The sequence below is a fragment of the Pseudomonas sp. D3-27 genome (genome assembly GCF_051132165.1).
Taxonomy (GTDB): domain Bacteria; phylum Pseudomonadota; class Gammaproteobacteria; order Pseudomonadales; family Pseudomonadaceae; genus Aquipseudomonas.
Genome location: NZ_CP071667.1, coordinates 2,235,826 through 2,256,216, shown reverse-complemented (window position 1 = coordinate 2,256,216; position 20,391 = coordinate 2,235,826). Strand labels below are relative to the sequence as shown.

The 20,391-nt window shown below is 62.9% G+C and carries 19 protein-coding genes and 1 pseudogene; 4 read left to right on the top strand and 16 right to left on the bottom strand.

The features are described from left to right. Positions 1-189 precede the first annotated feature (189 nt). The 3 genes from J3P92_RS10490 to J3P92_RS10480 all read left to right on the top strand — a co-directional run bounded on the left by J3P92_RS10490 (position 190) and on the right by J3P92_RS10480 (position 2,237). Positions 190-900, top strand: a complete 711-nt coding sequence (locus J3P92_RS10490; protein WP_434650671.1) for a histidine phosphatase family protein — start codon at positions 190-192, stop codon at positions 898-900. 52 nt (positions 901-952) lie between these two features. Beyond that, the gene (locus J3P92_RS10485) at positions 953-1,270 is read left to right on the top strand and encodes an SCP2 sterol-binding domain-containing protein (RefSeq protein ID WP_016774477.1); all 318 of its coding nucleotides are present in this window, start codon (positions 953-955) and stop codon (positions 1,268-1,270) included. Positions 1,271-1,373: 103 nt separating this feature from the next. Continuing rightward, positions 1,374-2,237, top strand: coding sequence for a LysR family transcriptional regulator (locus J3P92_RS10480; RefSeq protein WP_434650670.1), 864 nt, complete (start codon positions 1,374-1,376; stop codon positions 2,235-2,237). Positions 2,238-2,317: 80 nt separating this feature from the next. Here the strand turns inward: J3P92_RS10480 and J3P92_RS10475 are convergent, their stop codons facing one another. Next, positions 2,318-2,551: a YdcH family protein gene (locus J3P92_RS10475; protein WP_434650668.1), complete on the bottom strand. Its 234-nt coding sequence runs from the start codon at positions 2,549-2,551 to the stop codon at positions 2,318-2,320. A 216-nt stretch (positions 2,552-2,767) separates the two neighbouring features. On the opposite strand from J3P92_RS10475, the gene J3P92_RS10470 reads away from it, so the two are divergent. Continuing rightward, positions 2,768-3,289 (top strand): DUF4142 domain-containing protein, encoded by a 522-nt coding sequence (locus tag J3P92_RS10470; protein ID WP_420764505.1) that lies wholly within the window; start codon positions 2,768-2,770, stop codon positions 3,287-3,289. Between the two features lie 50 nt (positions 3,290-3,339). Here the strand turns inward: J3P92_RS10470 and J3P92_RS10465 are convergent, their stop codons facing one another. The 15 genes and pseudogenes from J3P92_RS10465 to J3P92_RS10395 form a co-directional block, all read right to left on the bottom strand. Then, positions 3,340-3,606, bottom strand: coding sequence for a hypothetical protein (locus J3P92_RS10465; RefSeq protein ID WP_420764506.1), 267 nt, complete (start codon positions 3,604-3,606; stop codon positions 3,340-3,342). 96 nt (positions 3,607-3,702) lie between these two features. Continuing rightward, positions 3,703-5,814 (bottom strand): ATP-binding protein, encoded by a 2,112-nt coding sequence (locus tag J3P92_RS10460; RefSeq protein WP_434650665.1) that lies wholly within the window; start codon positions 5,812-5,814, stop codon positions 3,703-3,705. 164 nt (positions 5,815-5,978) lie between these two features. Beyond that, positions 5,979-9,077: an error-prone DNA polymerase gene (locus J3P92_RS10455; RefSeq protein WP_434650664.1), complete on the bottom strand. Its 3,099-nt coding sequence runs from the start codon at positions 9,075-9,077 to the stop codon at positions 5,979-5,981. Continuing rightward, positions 9,053-10,474, bottom strand: coding sequence for a Y-family DNA polymerase (locus J3P92_RS10450; protein ID WP_434650662.1), 1,422 nt, complete (start codon positions 10,472-10,474; stop codon positions 9,053-9,055). Before J3P92_RS10450 ends, J3P92_RS10455 begins: the two co-directional genes overlap by 25 nt. 7 nt (positions 10,475-10,481) lie before the next feature. Next, positions 10,482-11,105, bottom strand: coding sequence for a translesion DNA synthesis-associated protein ImuA (gene imuA / locus J3P92_RS10445; RefSeq protein WP_434650660.1), 624 nt, complete (start codon positions 11,103-11,105; stop codon positions 10,482-10,484). Further along, complete coding sequence (gene lexA / locus J3P92_RS10440) at positions 11,105-11,722, bottom strand: transcriptional repressor LexA (RefSeq protein ID WP_420764511.1); 618 nt, start codon at positions 11,720-11,722, stop codon at positions 11,105-11,107. Before lexA ends, imuA begins: the two co-directional genes overlap by 1 nt. A 275-nt stretch (positions 11,723-11,997) precedes the next feature. After that, the gene (locus J3P92_RS10435; RefSeq protein ID WP_434650658.1) at positions 11,998-12,270 is read right to left on the bottom strand and encodes a DUF971 domain-containing protein; all 273 of its coding nucleotides are present in this window, start codon (positions 12,268-12,270) and stop codon (positions 11,998-12,000) included. Positions 12,271-12,281: 11 nt separating this feature from the next. Beyond that, positions 12,282-13,229 (bottom strand): HEAT repeat domain-containing protein, encoded by a 948-nt coding sequence (locus J3P92_RS10430; RefSeq protein ID WP_434650656.1) that lies wholly within the window; start codon positions 13,227-13,229, stop codon positions 12,282-12,284. Then, the gene (locus J3P92_RS10425; RefSeq protein WP_420764514.1) at positions 13,226-14,074 is read right to left on the bottom strand and encodes an ABC transporter ATP-binding protein; all 849 of its coding nucleotides are present in this window, start codon (positions 14,072-14,074) and stop codon (positions 13,226-13,228) included. The genes J3P92_RS10430 and J3P92_RS10425 overlap by 4 nt, the downstream gene beginning before the upstream one ends. After that, on the bottom strand, positions 14,074-14,856 hold the full coding sequence (locus J3P92_RS10420; protein ID WP_420764515.1) for an ABC transporter permease: 783 nt from the start codon (positions 14,854-14,856) through the stop codon (positions 14,074-14,076). The genes J3P92_RS10425 and J3P92_RS10420 overlap by 1 nt, the downstream gene beginning before the upstream one ends. A 129-nt stretch (positions 14,857-14,985) precedes the next feature. After that, positions 14,986-16,391 (bottom strand): annotated as a pseudogene (locus J3P92_RS10415) (ABC transporter substrate-binding protein). Positions 16,392-16,642: 251 nt separating this feature from the next. After that, the gene (locus tag J3P92_RS10410; RefSeq protein WP_003180418.1) at positions 16,643-16,888 is read right to left on the bottom strand and encodes a 4Fe-4S dicluster domain-containing protein; all 246 of its coding nucleotides are present in this window, start codon (positions 16,886-16,888) and stop codon (positions 16,643-16,645) included. A 24-nt stretch (positions 16,889-16,912) separates the two neighbouring features. After that, positions 16,913-18,652, bottom strand: coding sequence for a fumarate reductase/succinate dehydrogenase flavoprotein subunit (locus J3P92_RS10405; protein WP_420764517.1), 1,740 nt, complete (start codon positions 18,650-18,652; stop codon positions 16,913-16,915). Continuing rightward, positions 18,649-19,401, bottom strand: a complete 753-nt coding sequence (locus J3P92_RS10400; RefSeq protein ID WP_420764518.1) for a GntR family transcriptional regulator — start codon at positions 19,399-19,401, stop codon at positions 18,649-18,651. The genes J3P92_RS10405 and J3P92_RS10400 overlap by 4 nt, the downstream gene beginning before the upstream one ends. Positions 19,402-19,496: 95 nt before the next feature. Further along, entirely contained in the window at positions 19,497-20,381 is an 885-nt protein-coding gene (locus tag J3P92_RS10395) for a LysR family transcriptional regulator (RefSeq protein WP_434563482.1), read from the bottom strand. Between the last annotated feature and the right edge of the window lie 10 nt (positions 20,382-20,391).

The window sequence follows — 20,391 nt, the reverse complement described above, 5'->3', positions numbered from 1 at the left end:
CGCGTAACGCTGCCAGCATACCCATGCGCTTGTCCTGCTACCAGCCATGAAATCTGTGGTTACGTTAGCTCGGACGAGCCTGGATAAAGCTGTAACGGCCATTTCAAACAAGCGTATGTTTTTTCATTGACACGCCATCGCCATCCTCATAACCTCGCCAAACCTTCAACGTACCGGGATGACGCGGACGTGGGCAGCATTTATCTGATTCGACATGGCCAGGCCTCCTTTGGTGCGGACGACTACGATGTCCTCTCGCCCAACGGCATACGCCAGGCACAAGTGCTGGGCAGCCACCTGGCGCAGCTCGGTGTCGTGTTCGATCGCTGCCTCTCGGGCGACCTGCGTCGCCAACAGGACACCGCCACTGGCGCGCTGGGCCAGATGAGCGCAGCCGGCCTGCCGGTTCCGGAACTGGAAATCGACGCCGCCTTCAACGAATTCGATGCCGACGCGGTCATTCGCGCCCTGCTCCCGGACATGCTCCTCCAGGAGCCCGAGGCCCTCGACATTTTGCGCAACGCCGCGCAGAACCGCGCCGAGTTCCAGCGCATCTTCGCCTTGATCGTCGAGCGCTGGCTCAGCGGCCGCTACGACCCGCCGGGACTGGAGAGCTGGCTGGGTTTCGTCGAACGGGTCCAGGCTGGCCTGCACCGCATCCTCGACAACGCCGACAAGACGCACAAGATCGCCGTGTTCACCTCCGGCGGGACCATCACCGCCCTGCTCCACCTGATTACCCAGATGCCCGCCAGGCAGGCCTTCGAGTTGAACTGGCAGATCGTCAACACCTCGCTCAACCAACTGAAATTCAGGGGCCGCGAGGTGGCCCTGGCTTCCTTCAACAGTCATGCGCACCTGCAACTGCTGAAGATCCCGGACCTCATCACCTTCCGCTGAGTCCGGTTTGCTGTAGACCCCTGCTGTATTACCCCGAATAAGGATCGAAACCATGACCTCCGTAGCCGACGCCGTAAAAGCCATGCAAGCCAAGTTCAACCCAGCCGCCGCTGCCGGCCTGGACCTGGTATTCGGTTTCAACATCACCGACGAAGACAAGCAGTACGCCCTGATCGTGAAGGACGGCACCTGCGACATCCAGGAAGGCGAGAATCCAGACGCCAACTGCACGCTGGTCCTGGACAGTCAGACCCTCAAGGACATCGTCAGCGGCGAAACCGACGGCATGCAAGCATTCATGGGCGGCAAGCTGCGCGTTGAAGGCGACATGATGCTGTCGATGAAACTGTCCGAGCTGTTCCCGTCCTGAGATCAGGTCGCCCTGGCTGTACCCAAATCCCGCCCTTGTGGCGGGATTTTTTGTTTCTCGCCGCAAACCTTACAATGCCCGTTCACCCCGCCTCGGCCTGAACATGGACATCGACCTCGCTCGCACTTTCCTGGAAATCGTCCGCCACGGCAGCCTCGCCGCCGCGGCAGAGAAACTGCACGTCACCCAGACGGCGATCACCGCCCGGGTCCAGAAGCTTGAAAGCCAACTTGGCTGCGGGTTGTTCGTGCGCAATCGGGCCGGCGCGCGACTGACCAGTGATGGCGAAGCCTTCGTGGTCTATGCCAACCAGCTCGTGCAGACGTGGGAGGCCGCCCGCCGTGACCTGCCGCTGCCAGAGGGCTATCGCAACGTCTTGCACCTGGGCGGCGAAGTCAGCCTGTGCAACCCCTTGATGCTTGCCTGGGCCGGGGAGCTGCGACAGAAGATTTCCGGCCATGCCCTGCGCATGGACATCCGCGACGGCGAAAACCTGCTGCAGCAACTGGAGCTGGGCCTGCTGGACGCGGCGGTGGTGTATCAGCCCGAGTACTGGCCGCGGCTCCAGGTTGAGCAGTTGCTGGAAGAAAAACTGATCCTGGTGCGCCTGGCCGCTCGTCCCGAACCTTACGTGTACATCGACTGGAGTGCCGATTTCCGTCGCCAGCACGACACGGCGCTGCCGGACAAGGCCAAGGCCGCGGTGACCTTCAATCTTGGGCCCCTGGCGTTGCAGTACATCCTGGAAAACGGCGGCAGCGGTTATTTCCGCACTCGGGTCGTGCAGAGCTACCTGGACAGCGGCATTCTGGAGCGAGTGCCCAAGGCGCCGGAATTCAATTACCCGACCTACCTGGTGTATTCAAGGGACCGGGATTCGGCCGCGTTGCAGCAGGCGTTCGACGTGCTGCGGGACATCGTCAAGACTGGCAGCGACTGGTCTCAGCGCTGGGATCCGCTGGGATAATGGATTGGGTGGGCCGCTTCGCGGCCCAGCGGGAGCAAGCTCCCTCGCCACAAAAAGCGCTCAGGGGATAACCGTCATCGCTACTTTTGCATCAGCGCGGCGATGTCGTCCTTGATCCGCAACCGTTCTTTCTTGAGCTTATCCAGGTCGTCGTCGGTCACTACGGCGGTGGGTTTTTCAGCCTTCACGACTTGTGTATCGATTTTCGAATATCGAGTGATCAGCGCGTCGAGATCCTTGTCCTTTTCGCGTTTTTTTTGAATGTCGTCTTCTGTGCACTTCAGATCCTGGCAGAGATCATGGGACACCGGCATGGAGCACCTCCTTCGTGAGTTCGGTGACAAGTGCTTTTCTGGGCACTGCCTGTCAGCAGCATGGCCTTGCCGATCGGGTTCTGTCGACCGCCAATCCGACCAGCGGTGACCGTTCGTCGTGCCACGACGCGTTCCGATAAAACCTTCCCCCGAGCTTTTCCCTCCATTGATCAGTACCCAGAGAATCACCTGTACAACCTGTGTGGAGACTGACCTATGGACAGATTTACCCTGCGTCAACTCGGCCTGGCTGTTGCCCTGAGTAGCAGCATGGGCATGGCATGGGCCGCGACTTCCAGCGACTTTGTCGACAACGCGGCGGCCGGCGGCATTGCGGAGATCGAAACCGGCAAACTGGCGCTGCAGAAAAGCCAATCGGCGGACATCAAGGAGTTCGCCAACAAAATGATTGCCGACCACACCAAAGCCAACGAAGAGCTGAAGGCGCTGGCGAAAAAACATGACATCGAAGTACCAGACGACACCACGTTGATGAAAAAGGCCAAGGCCAAGATTCTTGACGTGCGCGATGAGTCCTTCGATCCGGCCTATGCAAATAACCAAGTGATGGCTCACGAAGAGACCGTCGCCCTGTTCAAGAAAGAGGCTGAGACCGTCACTGACGATAAGAAGCCTGGCAGTACCGAACTGAAGGCATTTGCCCAGAAAATGCTGCCGGACCTGCAGCATCACCTGGAAATGGCGAAGAAGCTTCAAGCGGCCCACCCTAGTAAATAACGCCATCGTCAATAAAAAAGCCCGACTCTCGAGTCGGGCTTTTTTATTGATCAGCTGTCGGCTGTGTCGATATCAGCGTCAGTCTTGTCACCGGGTCCAGGCCGATCCGGTTCCGGCTTGAAACCGGGGCTGTAGGTGTTGTCGTTGTCCTGATGATTTTTCTTCTGATCGACCTCACGGGCAGCACTGTGAGCCTCGTGTGTTTCAGCCGGATTGGCAGGCTGGTTATCCGTCACTTGAGGATCGATTGCCGGATCGTTACGCGAGGCCGGGGTTTGCGTCTGGCCTTGTTGCTGAGTATTTGCAGAGTCGCTCATTAGACACCTCGTTCATGACCAGGCCGAATAGTGATCGGCCCTGCTTATTCGAAGGCAAAACGGCGGCTTGGGTTCCATTCTTTTACCGCGTCGGGCTCACTCGTCCAGTGCCGAACTGACCATCCGCGCCAATGCATCCGGGTTGTAGGGTTTGCTCAGCAGGTGGGTATCGGGGCTCAGTTGGTGATTGCGAGAGATGATGTCCCGGGTGTGTCCCGACGTGAACAGGACCGGCACCGGCGGGGTCTGTACCTTCGCCCAGGCCGCCAGGTCGGAGCTCTTGATCAGGCCGGGCATGACCACATCGGTGAAGATCAGGTCCACCGAGACGCCATCGAGCAACAATTTCATGGCCTCGTCGCCGTTGGCGGCGGTCAGGGTCCGATAGCCGAGCTGCTCCAACAACTCCACCGAGGCGCCGCGTACGTCGTCGTTGTCCTCGACCACCAGGATGGTTTCCTCCAGGCCGGATCGAAGCTCGCGGGGAGGTGCCTGTTCCGGGGACTCGGGCTTGTGGCTGCGGGGAAAATACATATGCACCTGAGTGCCTTCGCCCGGGTGGCTGGCAATTTCGATGTGCCCGCCGCTCTGCTTGACGAACCCGAACACCATGCTCAATCCAAGCCCCGTGCCTTGGCCGTCGGTCTTGGTGGTGAAAAACGGCTCGAAGACCTGGTTCAGGACTTCGGGCGCCATACCCGCGCCATGATCGATCACCGACAGTCGCACGTAATCCCCTGCCGCAACTCCTTTGCCGGCACAGGACGATTCGTCCAGGGCGATATTTTCCCCGAGCATTCTGATGACACCTTCGCCCCCCATGGCGTCGCGGGCATTGATCGCCAGGTTCAACAGGGCGTTTTCCAGCTGATTGCAATCGACGTGGATACACCAAGGCTCAGGAGGCAACGCCACCTCGATGCGGATGGTTTCGCCCAGGGCTCGCTGCAACAATTCACCCAGGCCCTCATAGATGCGCCGAGGGTTGTAGACCGCCGGTGACAACGGCTGGCGACGGGCGAAAGCCAGCAACTGCGACGACAGCTTGGCGCCCCGCTCCACGGCTTCGATGGATGCACCGACCCGCCGCTGGACGTTGGGATTGTCAGGCTCGTGGCGAGCCAGCAAGTGCAGGTTGCCGGCGATCACCTGGAGCAGGTTGTTGAAGTCATGGGCCACGCCTCCCGTGAGTCCGCCGATGGCCTCGAGTTTCTGCGATTGACGCAACTGCTCCTCGGCCGCCAACCGCGCCTGCACTTCACTGGCGACGCGTTGTTCCAGGTCGCGGGTGAACTTGAGCAGCGACGCTTCGGCGGTCTTGCGCTCGTTGATATCGATCAGTACGCCGGGAAACCGCAGGGGCTTGCCCAACGCATCGAACTCGCATCGCCCGCTGGCCAGCACCCAAAGGTAATCGCCCTCGCCACGGCGCAAGCGATATTCGGCGGTGTAGGGAGCGCCCGTGCGCACGGTCAGGTCGACCCGTTGTTCGACGTCGTCGATGTCGTCGGGATGGATGCGCTGGCGAGCGATCTGGATGGGCAGTGCATCCAGCGGGCACTCGGGCGGATAACCGAAAGTACGGGCGAAACGTTCATCGCCAGACAGCGTGTCGGTGGCGATATCCCAGACGAACGACCCCAGCAACGGCCCGGCCGAAAGCGCCAATTGGATACGCTCATTGACCGCACGGTAGCTGCGCTCGGCCTCTTGCCGGGCCCGCTCGCTCAGCACCAGCTCGGTGGTTTCCACGACAATCGCCAACACGCCGGCAGGCGAATGGTCATCGTCGGGGACCGGGCTGTAGTAGAGATCCAACCAGACGTCTTCGGGCTTGCCGTCGCGCAGCAGCACCAGCTCCTTGTTGCGGTAGGACAAGGTGCCGCCGCCCAGGCACACGTCCAATACGTGGCGGTTGAATTCGGCCACCTCCGGCCATCCCAGCTCCACCGCGCTCCCCAGCAGGTAGGGATGGCGGCCGCCGGCGAATTCGGCATAGGCGTCGTTATAGATCATGTAGCCCTGGCGGCCCCACAGCATGACCATCGGCAATGGTGAAGCGAGCATCAGTTGGACCGCGCTGCGCAGGCTGGCGGACCAGTGCTCGATCGCACCCAGCTCCGTGCGACGCCAATCGTAGGCCCGGATGCGCCGGGCCATTTCTCCGTCCCAACCGGGACACCCGTTACTTTGGGATAAGAACTTCATGGAACGTCTCTCACCTCAAGCTACCAGCAGGGAAGCGGCATACCACAAGTCCCTTGTGCTAGTGCTTCGAGCGCGAGGTTGGCAATTGGTTTCATGCAGACTGACGACGCCAACCCTTTGTGGCGAGGGGATTTATCCCCTCGCCACAGATTTCAACCAAACATTCAGCGAAAATCCCGACTGCGCACATTGATGCCCGCCAGCAAGCCGCTCAAATCGCTCAGGCGCCCGGCAATCAGATGACGGACCTCGCCGACACTTTCCCAGCGCCCGTCCACCCTGAGCAATTGCGACCCTACCAGGACCTTGCGCTGGCGTTCGGCCAAGTCGCGCCAGACCACTACGTTGAGATTGCCGAACTCATCTTCCAAAGTGACAAAGGTCACCCCGCTGGCCGTGCCAGGACGTTGGCGACCAGTGACCAGCCCCGCGACGCTGACGTGGCGGCCATGCTCGACAGCCTGCAATTCCCGGGAGCTGCGGCAGCGTCGGGCGCGCAATTCGGAACGCAGCAAGGCCAGCGGATGAGGCCCCAGCGTCGTGCCCAGGGTGGCGTAGTCGGCGAACAGGTTTTCCCCCACCGTGGGTGTCGGCAAGGCCACGGTGGGCTCTTCCGGGCTGGGCAGGCCCGCGAACAAGCCCAGTTGTTTTTCCACTCCGGCAATTTCCCAACGGGCGCGATGGCGGTCGCCGGCCAGGCCGCGCAAAGCGTTGGCGTCCGCCAGTTGCTCCAGGGCCCGGGCGTCGAGTCGAGCCCGTTCGCCCAGGTCGGCCACATCGCTGAAAGCCCGCTGCCCGCGTGCCACCTCGATACGCCGGGCATCGTCCTCTCTAAACCCCTTGATCAGACGCAAGCCCATGCGAATCGCCGGCTGGCGGCCTTCCATCGGTTCCAGGCTGCATTCCCAGTCGCTGGCCCGCACGTCCACCGGACGGATCTGCAACTGATGCCGGCGAGCATCCTGGAGGATCTGGTCCGGGCTGTAGAAACCCATGGGCCAGCTGTTGATCAGGGCACAGGCGAACGCCGCCGGCTCGTGGCATTTGAGCCAACTGCTGGCGTAGGTCAGCAAGGCGAAACTGGCGGCATGGGATTCAGGAAAGCCGTAATTGCCGAAGCCCTTGATCTGTTCAAAGAGCTGCGCGGCGTATTCAGGTTTGTACCCTTTGGCCGCCATCCCGTCGGCCAATCTTTTCTTGTGCGGTTCGAGCCCGCCGTGGCGCTTCCAGGCGGCCATGGAACGACGTAACTGGTCCGCTTCGCCCGGGCTGTAGCCAGCGGCGACAATGGCGATCTGCATGACCTGTTCCTGGAACAGCGGAATGCCCAAGGTGCGGCCCAGCACTTCTTTCAATTCCGACGATGGATAAGTGATCTTCTCTTCTCCATTGCGCCGCCGCAGGTAGGGATGCACCATCCCGCCCTGGATGGGTCCCGGTCGCACGATCGCCACCTCGATCACCAGATCGTAGTATTCCTTGGGCTTGAGCCTGGGCAACATCGCCATCTGCGCCCGGGATTCGATCTGGAACACGCCTATGGTGTCGGCGCGGCTGATCATCTCGAACGTGGCCCGATCATCCTTGGGCAACGACGCCAGGGTATGACGCACGCCCCGGTAATGCGCGATCAAGTCGAAACAGCGACGAATCGCGCTGAGCATGCCCAGGGCCAGGATGTCCACCTTGAGCAGCCCGACCGCATCGAGGTCGTCCTTGTCCCACTGGATGATGGTGCGCTCGGCCATCGCGGCGTTCTCGACCGGCACCAGGGTGTCCAAGGGTTGCTGGGAAATCACGAAGCCGCCGGGGTGTTGGGACAGGTGCCGGGGGAAGCCGATCAGTTGCTGGGTCAGGCTCAACACCCGACGCAGCACCGGGCTCTCCGGGTCGAAACCACCCTCGCGCAAACGCTCCAGCGGCGGTGCCTCATCGCTCCAGCGCCCGCAGCAATCGGCCAGTGCATTGACCTGGTCCGGCGGCAGGCCCAGGGCCTTGGCCACGTCGCGTACCGCCCCGGGGCCGTGATAGCTGCTGACCACGGCCGTCAACGCCGCGCGATGCCGGCCGTAGCGCTGGAACACGTACTGCAGGACCTCCTCGCGACGTTCGTGTTCGAAATCGACGTCGATGTCCGGTGGCTCATTGCGCTCGCGGGACAGGAAGCGTTCGAACAACATGTCCGTCTGTGCCGGGTCGATTTCGGTGATGCCCAGGGCGTAGCACACCGCCGAGTTGGCCGCCGAGCCCCGGCCCTGGCAGAGAATGTGACGGCTACGGGCGAAACTGACGATGTCCTGCACGGTGAGGAAGTAGCTGTCGTAGCCCAGTTCGGCAATCAATTCCAATTCCTTGTCGATCTGCACGCGCACCTTTTCTGTGACGCCGTTCTTCCAGCGCTCGCGCATGCCGCGCGCGGTCAGTTCCCGCAGCCAGGACGCCGGATCATGGCCCTCGGGCACGAGCTCGCGGGGGTATTCATAGCGCAACTGACCGAGGTCGAACGTGCAGCGCCGGGCGATGTCCAGGGTTTCATCGAGCAAGGCGCGGGGGTAGAGATCGGCCAGGGCCTGGAGGCTGCGCAAGTGGCGTTCGCCGTTGGGGTGCAGACGCTGACCGGCCTCGGCAACGGTGACGTGGTGGCGAATGGCGGTCATGGTGTCTTGCAAGGCGCGGCGACCCCGCACATGCATATGCACGTCGCCCGTGGCGACGGCAGGAAGACCCAGGCGTTCGGCCAATGCGAGCAAGTCCGCGAGCCGTCGCTGGTCGTCTTGACCGCAATGCAACTGCACGGACAGCCAGAGTCTTTCGTTGAACACCTGTCGGAGCCAGCGCCCTTGCGCCTCGGGCGTCTTGCCATCGGGGACCCACAGGGCGAGCAGCCCTGGCAGCGGCTCGTCGAAGTCTTCTCGGACGATGCGATAACGGCCCTTTTCGCTGCGCCGCCGTGCGCGGGTGATCAGCCGGCACAAGGTTTGGTAGCCCTCGAGGTTTTCCACCAACAGCACCAGCTTCGGACCGTTCTCGACCTGGATTTCGCTGCCGACGATCAATTGCAAGTCCAGTTCCTTGGCTGCCTGCCAGGCCCGGACGATGCCGGCCAAGGTACATTCATCCGTCACCGCCAGGGCCCGATAGCCCTGCTGTTTGGCGCGACGGCACAATTCCAGGGCGCTGGAGGCGCCGCGCTGGAAGCTGAAGTTCGACAGGCAATGCAGCTCGGCATATTCGACGCTCATGCGAACCAACCTTGCAGCCACAACGGTCCGCCCTCGCCCACCGGTCGATAGGCCCAGCCGCGTTGGCCGGCGCGGGTTTCGATCAGGTAGTAATCACGGCGCACATCGGCGCCGTCCCACCAACCGGACTCGATGCGCTCCGGGCCCATGAGGATTCGCGCCTGGCCTTCAGGCAAGACCTGGGGCTCGCCAAGCAGCCAGCCGGGACGCTGGACATCATCGCGCAGCGGACACATCTGTTGTTGCGGCTGGGGTTTCATCTGCCAGGCGCACTCGGGGCGGTGGTCGTCGCCAAATCCCAACCCTTGCACGGCTTCGTCACCGAGGCGCGCCCGCAGCCGTTCGCGCAGTTGTTCCCACGGCAAGGACTGCTGGGGACGCTCGTCGAACAATTCCAGGCGCTGGGGCACGAAGCTCGGCAGGTCTTCGGCACACAAGCGAAAACCGCGCACGGGCGCCTCGACCTGCACCTGCTCGAGACGGCCACGGGCCAGCTCGAACAACATCGAAGCATCCCGCTCGGCGCTGAGCAGGCCGACCTTGATCACCGTGTCCGGCAAACCGGCGTGTTCCAGGTGCAAATCAAAACGCTGCACGCCGCTGTCGCGGCCGCACAGGTAGGCCGACAGGTCACCGGTCAAACGTCGCAGAGGAAACAGCAATGCCTGGTGGGACTGCACGTCATAGTTGAGTTCGATGCGCACATCGAAACGGTCCGGGGGCAGGTAGAACGACAGCGCCAGGGTGCGGCTGCCCACCAGCGCATCGAGGTGCTTGAGCATGTCGGCTTCGAAGCGCCGCGCCAGGGTGTGCCGGGGCAAGGCCTGGACTTGGCTGAGCCGGCGCAGGCCCATGCGCGACAAGGCCGTGGCAGCTTCAGGCGCCAGGCCGACTCGGTCCACTGGCATCTGTCCCAGGTACGCTTGCAAGGTCTCGTTATCGGGCACGACCAGGGCGTCGTAAGCATTGGCCAGCATCCGCGCCGCCACGGGATTGGGGGCGGCGACGATGCGTTGCCGAAAACCCAGCTCAGTCAATTCGGCCCGCAACCGCGCCTCGAACACCGGCCACGGCCCGAACAGCCCCAGGCTCGACTCGATCTCGAACAGCACCGTGCGTGGATAATGCACGCTCACCTGGGAGCTGAAACGATAGGCCCAGGCCGCCAGGAATCGTTGCCAGTTTTCGATCTGCGCCGCGTCGTACTCGGCGGTGGCGAACCCTTTGCTCAAGGCCTGGGCCGCGGTCATGGTCTGGCCGGGGCGCAGGCCCAGGGCGCGCGCCGGTTCATTGACCGCTTGCAGCACCCGGCGCTGGGCCGGGCCGGTCAGCAGCGCCAGGGGCTCGCTGGGGTCGGGGCGCTGGCGCAGCACGGCATCCAGCGCCAATTGCGGGAAGAGAATACAGACCCAGCGCATCGCAACCTCAATGCCCTGTCTGTGGGGGGAACGCAATCGGCGCCGAACGCGCCAGCCCGCCCCGGGACTTGAGCACCCGCAATTGTGCGGGCCGGGCATCGATGGCGATGCGCAGGGCCGCCGGGGACGGGTTGATGGCTTCCTGGATCGAGCGCCAGGCGAACGCCAGCGTCTGGCCGGTTTCCGCCGCGACCTGCAAACGGCGCAAGGCCCGGTCATCCGCCTGGCGCGGCCAGCACAACACCGCGCCGCAACTGCCCGAGCGCAGGCATTGCTCGGTGGCCCATAAGGCCTCCCGTGGATCGGCCTGGATGATCGACAACTGGCGCAAGTCCACCCCGGCGTTTCGCCAGGCCTGGGGATAGGGCACGAACGGCGGCGCCACCAACACGATCCGCTCCCCCGCCGCCGACAGCCGCGCCAGGGTCGGCCACACCAGTTGCAATTCGCCCACGCCCGGCGCGCCGATGAGAATTTCCGTCAACGCCGCTTCCGGCCAGCCACCACTGGGCAGTGCCGCATCTAGTACGGCGTGGCCGGTGGGCTGTGGACTGGCGGCCGGCGGCGCAGGCCGGCCCTTCCAGACCTGGCCGCCATTGAACAGCGTGTCCAGCGCAACGACGGCGCCCATCAGCCTTGTCTCACCAGGCCACAGAACACGCCTTCTATCGCCAGGTCCTGGTCGGCTTCGACGATGATCGGCTGATAGGCTGGGTTGCGTGGCAACAGGCGTACGCGCTCGCCGACTCGCTCAAAACGCTTGATGGTCACTTCACCGTCCAGGCGCGCCACGACAATCTGCCCGTTGGAAGCCTGGGGCGTGCGTTGCACACCCACCAGATCGCCGTCGAGGATACCGTCCTCGATCATCGAATCGCCCTGGACCCGCAGCAGGTAGTCCGGCGCTTTGGTGAAGATCGCCGGGTCCAGCAACAGACGGCTGTGGACCTCGGCATCGGCACCGATCGGCAGGCCGGCGGCCACCCGTCCCAACACCGGCACATCCAACAGTTCGGGACGCGGCGGCTGATTCAACAGCCGGATGCCCCGGGCCTGGTGCGGATTGACTTCGATGAAACCGGCTTCGGTGAGCGCCAGCACATGCTTGCGCGCCACGCTGCGAGAGGCGAAACCAAACGCCTCGCTGATTTCAGCGAGGCTGGGAGGCTGGCCCTGTTCGGCGATGCGTTCGCGGATAAAGGTCAGGATGGCGGTACGGCGGGGAGTGAGAGTCGTCATGGAGTACATTTGTACTCCTGTCGGTTTTTTCTGACAAGCGCCGCCAGTCAGTTCACGGGTTGACTGCGCAAAATCAAATTGACCGTGTTGAATGATTTAGGGGCTGCCGACGCAGCCCAGTGGGAGCAAGCTCCCTCGCCACGGGTTCACCCTATTGCTCAAGTAACCAGCGTATCCCTGTGGGAGCGAGCTTGCTCGCGATGGCGGTGGGTCAGCTTGCAAACAGGTTGAATATACTGACGTCATCGCGAGCAAGCTCGCTCCCACAAGGGATAGGCATAAAGCTACAGACCCGCCAGATAAGCCCAGGGAAAAATCCCCCGCTCATGCCCATCGCTAAAGACCAACTGCACCCCGTAGCCCTGCCCATTGACCTCAACCACCCGAACCCGCGAATCCACCTGAACCGCCAATCCTTGCAGGCGAAACGCTCGACACCGCGAGCATGGGCATTGCCGGCGCAGCTCGGCATGGTCCAACTGTTGTTCGCGCCCATCAGGCCAACTCAGGCGCAACAGCCCCTTCTCCCGTGAATTGCCAATCGCCAGCGGGCTCATTGCAGTTGGCCCTAGGCAATGCGCACAGCCTTGCGTACCTCCGGATCGCCATCCTCCTGGGCGGCCTGCAACGCCGCAATGGCAGCAGGATCGTTCAACTCGCCCAAGGCCAGTGCTGCCTCCTTGCGCAGATTGCTGATGCGGTGGCCCAGGGTTTCGATCAATGCCGCCAGGGCCGGGGCGTAGCGCAAACGACCCAGGCTGCGGGTCGCCCGCAAGCGCACTTGCCAGTAGTCGTCCGCCAAGGCATCGATCAGGGCCGGGCCGGCATCGGCGTGACCGACCTTGCCCAGCGTTGTAGCGGCTTCTTCGCGAACCGCCCACGCCGGGTCCCGCAAGGCCTGGCGCAGGGCTGGCAACACTTGCTCATCCGAAGCCAGGCCAAGGGCACCGGTGGCCGCGCGGCGTACTTCGCTGTCCGGGTCATCACTGGCGAGCCGGGCCAAGGCTGGCAAGGCGCCGAGGTGCTTGAGCCAGCCCAGCACGCCAACCGCTTCGCGGCGCACGCTAGCATCGTCATCGGCCAGGGCGGCGATGGATGCTGGCGCGGCATCGCCCAGGCGCAACTCGCGCAAGGCCCGGAAGGCCGCGACGCGGACACCGGCGTCGGCATGTGTCGTCCAAGGCAGGATCACTCTTCCTGCCGCCTCGCTCTTGAGCAGGCTCAAGCTTTGGGCAGCAGCGGCCTGCACTGTCGGTGATCGATCGGTCAGGGCTTCGCACAAGCCTGCGACCACCGGCTCGTCCTCCCAGGCTTCGAGCAATCGCGCGGCTTCGGCGCGCACCTCGGCGCTGGGGTCACTGGCCAGGCGATCCACAAGCCACAACAGGCCTTCGGGCTCTTCAAGGTCGGCCAGTTCGATAAGGGCGATGCGGCGCACACCGGCGTCCTCGTCGGTAAGACGCGGTTGCAGGGCGAGAATGTCTTGGTTGTCGGTATTTTCAAATAGAGAGGTCATAGGGCAAATCGCGGCAAGGAGGTTTCAGGGGGCAACCCGAGGGGATTGAGGCGCGGCAATTGCTGGCCATCTTCATGACGCAGCAGCTCAAGGCAGTGGCGCTTCAATCGGGAGAATTCAGGGCTCGTCACCAGCTCAGTCGTGCGTGGCCGAGGAAAATCCAGGCGCAGATCCTCGATGATGCGACCCGGCCGTGGGCTCATCACCAGCAAGCGATCGGCCAGGAATAGCGCCTCGTCGATGTCGTGGGTGACGAACACAACGGTGGTGCGGATGCGCGTCCAGATGTCCAGCAACAACTCCTGCATGTTCAAGCGCGTCAGTGCATCCAGCGCGCCGAAGGGTTCATCCATCAGCAACAAGCGCGGGCGGTTCACCAGCACCCGTGCGATCTCCACTCGCTGCTGCATGCCACCGGAGAGCTGGTCCGGCCAGTGCCCGGCAAAACCTTCCAGGCCCACCGAGGCGAGCATCTCATCGGCGGCTCGTTGTCGTTCGACTTTGCCCAGGCCACGCATCTTCAGGCCAAAGGCAACGTTGTCGCGCACGCTGCGCCATGGAAACAAAGTGTGCTGCTGGAACACCATGCCGCGCTGAGGCGAGGGACCGGCCACCGGCACCGCGTCGACGTTCAGCGTGCCGGTGCTCGGTTGCAGATGCCCGGCAAGGGCACCGAGCAAGGTCGATTTGCCGCAACCGGACGGCCCCAGGATGCAGACGAACTGGCCCGCCTCGATCTGGCAATCAAGCCCCTGCACCGCTTCGAAGGCCTGGGCACCCTGGCCCAGGACAATGGACAACTGGCGGATGTCGATCCGCCCTTCAGGCGTTTGCATCGCACTCATCAGGCTTTTCCTCGGGGCCGGTGCCAAGGCGTGAACAACCCGCCCAGGCGCTTGATCAACAAACTACTGCCCATCCCCAGCACGCCGATCAGCAACATGCCGACCACGATGTCGGGGTAGTTCTGCACGGTGTAGGACGCCCAGGTGTAGTAGCCGATGCCGTACTGGCCGGCGATCATTTCCGCCGTCACCAGGCAGAACCAGGACGTGCCCATGCCGATGGCGAGGCCAGTGATGATGCTCGGCGCGGCGCCCGGCAGAATCACTTCCAGCAGGATGGCCCGGCGTCCCGCCCCGAGGCTTTTCGCTGACGCGACCAGCCGCCGGTCCACCCCTTCGACGCCGTGCACGGTGTTGAGCAGAATCGGGAACAGCGCGCCGGTGAAGGTGATGAACACCATCGACAATTCCGACGACGGGAACATCAGAATCGCCAACGGAATCCAGGCCACCGCCGGGATCGGCCGCAGGACTTCCAGTGGCGGCAACAGCAAGTCTTCGGCCCATTTCGAACGACCGATGGCCACGCCCAGCGCCACGCCAATCAACAGCGCCGCACCGTACCCGGCAAAGACCCGCCCCAGGCTGCTGCCCAGGTGCCGCGCAAGATTGCCCGATTCCCCCAGGCCAAGCGCGGCCTGGAGTACCGCCAATGGGGCCGGGACGTTGGCGAAGGTCACCAGGCCGAGGTCCCAATGACCGTCGGCGGCGAGCTGCCAGAACAGCAGGCAGAGCAGCAGTGAAGCGGCTCGCAGGAGCCAGCGTTTGGGTGATGGGTACACAAATCTTCCTCCGGAGTGGAATCCTTGTGGGAGCGAGCTTGCTCGCGATGGCGTCAGATCAGTTGAAATCGAATTGGCTGACACACCGCTATCGCGAGCAAGCTCGCTCCCACAGGGGACGGTGTCAGGTCAACGGGCGGCGACCGCCTGGGTCGTCGCCTCGGTGAAATCCAGGACCTTGCCCCCTGGGCCGTGGCAAACCGCTCGGCCTGCCCTTTCAACAGGAACGCGCTGAGCTGGCCCTTGGCATCGCTGGCGAACCACGCCTGCTCGGCCAGCAGCTTGATCCCGCTGTCGCTGGCCTGTGCGTAGACGGCTCGGATACCCTTGCCTTCCTGCTTGAGGCTCGCCAGCGCGGTGAAGGCTGACTGCGCGGAGGCGTAATGGCGCACTTTCGGCTCGCCGCGTACCCAGATTTCGGCCACGTGGCGGGCATCGGTGATGGCCTGGCCGGTCGCAGTATCGGCGCTGCCCAGCGGGGTCTGAGCGTAGTTGGCCAGTTGCGCGGTGTAATCCAGGTTCGAAGCCTTGAAGGCGGCGCGGATGTACTGGTCATCGATGAAGGTGTTGAGGTCCAGCCCGCGATCGGCTTTCTTCAGCAGCTTAAGGGTGTCGATGGCGGTGCCCACGGCCTGGCGGTATTCCGGTTTCCAGGTCAGGTCGCGGGTCTGCACGCCCAGCGGCCCGTGGAACAGATAATTGACCTCGGCATCCACGCCGGTGACCTTGGCGATCAGCTCGCTGTACTTCTCAGGCTCGGCGGCCAGCAACTGGTTGGCTTCGATGGATGCACGCAGGTAGGCGTCGACGATTTCCGGGTACTTCCTGGCATAGGCCTGGTCCACCAGGGCGCCATGGAATGTTGGCGTCTTGGCCTGGGCGCCATCGTAGATCTTGCGGGCAAAACCACGGCTGGGGAACAGTTCGGCGAACGGCACGAAATCAGCGTGGGCGTCGATCTTGCCGGCCTCCAACGCCGAGCCGGCGACCTCCGGTGGCTGGGCGATGATGTTCACATCCTTGAGTGGATCCCAGCCTTGGGCCGCGACGGCGCGCAGTAGCATGCCGTGGGCGGTGGAGGCAAAGGGCACGGAAATGGTCTTGCCCTTGAGCTCGGCCAGGGACTGAACGCCCGAGGCGCTCGGCACGACGATGCCATTGCCGCTGCCCTGGGTGCTGCCCGACAACACGCTGATGAACAGGCTGTGCTTGCCGGCGGTTTCGAACGCCACGCCATTGAAGGCGCCGGGGAAATCGGCCATGGCGCCGAAGTCGAGCTTGCCCGCCACCATCTCGTTGGTCAGTGGCGCGCCGCTGGTGAAGTTTTTCCACTGGATGTCGTATTGGGCATCCTTGTACGCGCCGTCGTGGGGCAGGTATTTGTCCAACAGGCCCAACTCCCGAATCAACAACCCACCGGCGGCGCAGTTGATGGTGGTGTCCTGGGTGCCGATGGCGATGCGGATGGTTTCTGCCTGGGCAGGCAGGGTCAATGAAGCCAGTACCAGACCGGCCAATGCTGCACGCAATAACATGGGTGTGTCCCCTCGAATCGTTTATGGGTATTTCGTCTCCGCCGCGATCAGGGCGCGGTGGGAAACGAGGGGTGTTGTGGGTTTAGCGTCCGGGGTGGCCGGATGGCGTTTTGTGGTGTCTGTGGTGGCCTCTTCGTCGGAACGCCGCCCGGAGCAGGCTCGCTCCCACAGGGTTTATCGGTGTACACAACTATCGCGAATGGCTTCAGTCCACTGTGGGAGCAAGCCTGCTCGCGATGGCGTCGTCGCAATCAGCGCAACAGATACGGAATCTCGACTTTCACCGCCCCCGTCGGGCAGTCTTTTTCACAGGGCATGCAATACCAGCACTCATCGAACGCCATGTAGGCCTTCTGCGTTGCCGGGTTGATCGCCAGCAAGTCCATGGGGCAGACATCGACGCAGACCGTGCAGCCTTTGTGGGCGATGCATTTGTCCTCGTCCACGGTGACGGGGGCGTTGGAGCGGAAGAAGATTTCCTGGGGTTGGTAGGCCATGGGCGTTCTCTTTGAGTGAAGGGTTCAAGCCGCGTCGGCACCGACCCGCAGCCGGTCATAGGCCTGCAGCTCGTCGGCATCGAGGGCGATGATGTAGGGCTCGACCGCTTTCTTGAAGGAAGTCATCTGGCCGTCCTCGCCTTTCTTCAGGTGGCAATGGCAGAACCAGTCGCTGTCGTTGCGCTGCGGGTGGTCGACCCGATAGTGGTACAGCCCCCAACGGCTTTCCGCGCGAAACAGCGATGCGCGGGCGGCCATTTCGGCGCAGTCGCGGATGACGCTGACCTCCATGGCACGCATCAGCTCATGGGCGTTGTGAGCCTTGATCTGATCCAGGTCGCGCTGGATATCGCTGAAGCGTTGCAAGCCGATCTGCATTTTTTTTGTGACCTTCGGCGGCTGCAGGTAATCGTTGACGAAACGTCGCAGCTTGTATTCCACCTGGGCCGGCGGCAGGCCGTGCTCGCGCTCCAGTGGCGCGTAAACGCGCGCCCTCTCCCGTTCGATCTGCCCAGCATCCAGCACCGAGAAATCCTTCCCCGCCACAAAATCCGCGGCGTTGTTGCCGGCAAACCAGCCGTAGGTGAACGCACCGAGCATGTAGTTGTGCGGCACCGCCGCCATGTCACCCGCCGAGTACAACCCCTTGACCGAGGTTTCCGCCCGCTCGTTGACCCACACGCCCGAGGCCGAGTGACCGCTGCAAAAGCCGATTTCGGAAATGTGCATCTCTACCATCTGCGTGCGGTAGTCGGTGCCACGGTTGGCGTGGAACTGGCCGCGACTGGGGCGTTCGTTGCTGTGCAGGATCTCTTCGATGTTCTGGATGGTCTCCTCGGCCAAGTGATCGAGCTTGAGGAACACCGGGCCATTGCCGCCTTCGAGTTCCTGGTGGAACTCCCACATCATCTGCCCGCTCCAGTAGTCGCATTCGATAAAGCGCTCGCCCTTGTTGTTGGCGGTGTAGCCGCCCAGGGGACCGGTGACGTAGGCGCACGCCGGGCCGTTGTAATCCTTGATCAACGGGTTGATCTGGAAGCATTCCAGGTTCGCCAGCTCGGCACCGGCGTGATAGGCCATGGCGTAGCCGTCGCCGGCATTGGTCGGGTTTTCATAGGTGCCCATCAGGTAGCCCGAGGCCGGCAACCCCAGGCGTCCCGCGGCGCCGCAGCAGAGGATGACCGCTTTGGCCTTGATCACATGGAAGTCGGCGGTGCGGCAATCGAAGCCCATCACACCGTTGACCGCCCCCGCTTGGTCAGTCAGCAAGCGCGTGCAGACCAGACGATTGGTGATGCTCACCCGCGCCCGCTTCAACTGCCGGTACAGGACTTTCTTGATGTCGTGCCCTTCCGGCATCGGCAGCACATAGGCGCCCATGTGGTGGACTTTTTTCACCGCGTAGTCGCCGGTTTCGTCCTTCTCGAACTTCACGCCCCATCGATCCAGTTGCTCGATCGTTTCGAAACTGTGCGTCGCGTAGGCGTACACCGCCGCCTGGTTGACGATGCCGTCGTTGGCGATGGTGATTTCCTTGGTGTACTGCTCAGGCGTCGAATGGCCCGGGATAATTGCGTTGTTCAAGCCGTCCATGCCCATGCTGATGGCGCCGCTGCGCTTGACGTTGGCCTTGTCCACCAGCAGGACGCGCAGGTCCCGGTTGCGTTCCTTGGCCTTGATCGCCGCCATGGGGCCGGCGGTACCACCACCGATGACGACGATGTCGTATTCCTGTTCGAGGGTATTCGTTGAGCGTTGGGTCATGCCTGCGTCCCTTTTTGCCGGTCGATCCGCAAGCGATACTGGAAAGCATCGCCGCGGTAGTAGAGGTATTCGAAATCCAGCGGTCGCCCATCGGCGCCATGGGTCAGGCGTTCGATGCGCATCACGGGCGACCCTGGCTCGACCTCCAGGGCTTGGCACAGCTCGCTGTCGGCCAGCACCGCATCGATGGCAAGGTCCGCGTGGCCGAGGGCCAGGCCGCAATCGTTTTCCAGAATCAGGAAAATGTCCCGTGTAACCAGATCGGCTTTTTCCAGGCGCTCGCCGAGGTCCTTGGGCAGGTAGGTAATCTCCAACGACACCGGTTCGCGGTTGATCAGCCGCACCCGTTTGATCTGCGCCACCACATCCCCCTCCGCAACCTTCAACCGCTCGGCCACCGGCTTGTCGGCGGGAATGAATTTGAAACTGCGAAGACGATTGATCACCTCGAAGCCGCGGCCGGTCATGGACTCGGCCAAGCCCTGGAGGGTGCTGACGTTCTGGAAGGTCTTGGGTTTTGCGACAAAGGTGCCTTTGCCATGGATCTTGAAAATCAGACCTTCCTTTTGCAGGTCCCCCAAGGCCTGGCGCACGGTGATTCGGCTGACGCGAAACAACGCACCCAGCTCGCTTTCCGAAGGCATCTGGCTGCCTTGGGGGTATTCACCGTCGAGAATGCGCGTGCGCAACAGGTCGCGCAGTTGCAGGTGCAGCGGCACGCTGCTGAGGGAAAGAACGTTGTCAGGCATGGCTTCAGTCACTTGTCATAACGAGTTATGACGTGATCTTAAGGAAACCTCCCGAGTCTTGAGAAATACCGTTTGGACATATCCTTAGAGTCGGCTCAGGGCAACAGCAGCCCCTGCTCCCGCTCGCACAGCTGCACCACGTAATCCCACAGCACCCGCAGCCGCACGGATTTATGCAGTTCGCGGCGGGTGCTGATCCAGTAGCTGCGGCAGAGGGTTTCGTCCGGGAGCAAGGGCACCAGCGTCGGGTCGCTGCCGGCCATGTAACACGGCAACACGGCGATGCCCAGGCCCGATCGCGCGGCTTGCTGCTGGGCGATGACGCTGGTGCTGTGGAACACCACCCGGGGCTTGCGGCAAAAACTGTTGAGGAACATGAGCTCCTGGCTGAACAACAGATCGTCGACGTAGCCGATCCAGGCGTGACGGCCTAGATCTTCGCGGCTGCGCAAGGGCGGCGAGCGATCCAGGTAGGCCTGGCTCGCATACAGCGCCAGGCTGTAGTCGGTGAGCTTGCGTGTCACCAGCAGGTCGGCCGCCGGTCGTTCGAGGTGGATACTGATTTCCGCCTCGCGGTTGAGAATGCTGACGAAGCGCGGCACCGCCACCAGTTCCACCTCAAGTCCCGGATAGCGCTGGAACAACCCCTCCATGCGACTGGCCAGGAACATGATGCCCAGCCCTTCCGTCACGCCCAACCGGATCTTGCCCAAGGGTGCGCTGGATTGGGTGATGTCCTCTTGGGCCAGCAACGCAACGTTTTCCATGGCCTCGGCATGCTTGAGCAGCGCCTCGCCCGCCGGGGTCAGTTCATAACCCTGGGCGTGCTGGACAAACAAAGCCGTGCCCAGGCTTTTTTCGATGGCCTCGATGTGCCGGGCCACGGTGGCATGGGTGGTGTTGAGCCGTCGCGCGGCCGTCAGCAAGCGGCCGCTGCGTTGCAGTTCCAGGAAGTAGCGCAAGTCATTCCAGTCGAACATGAGCCATCCT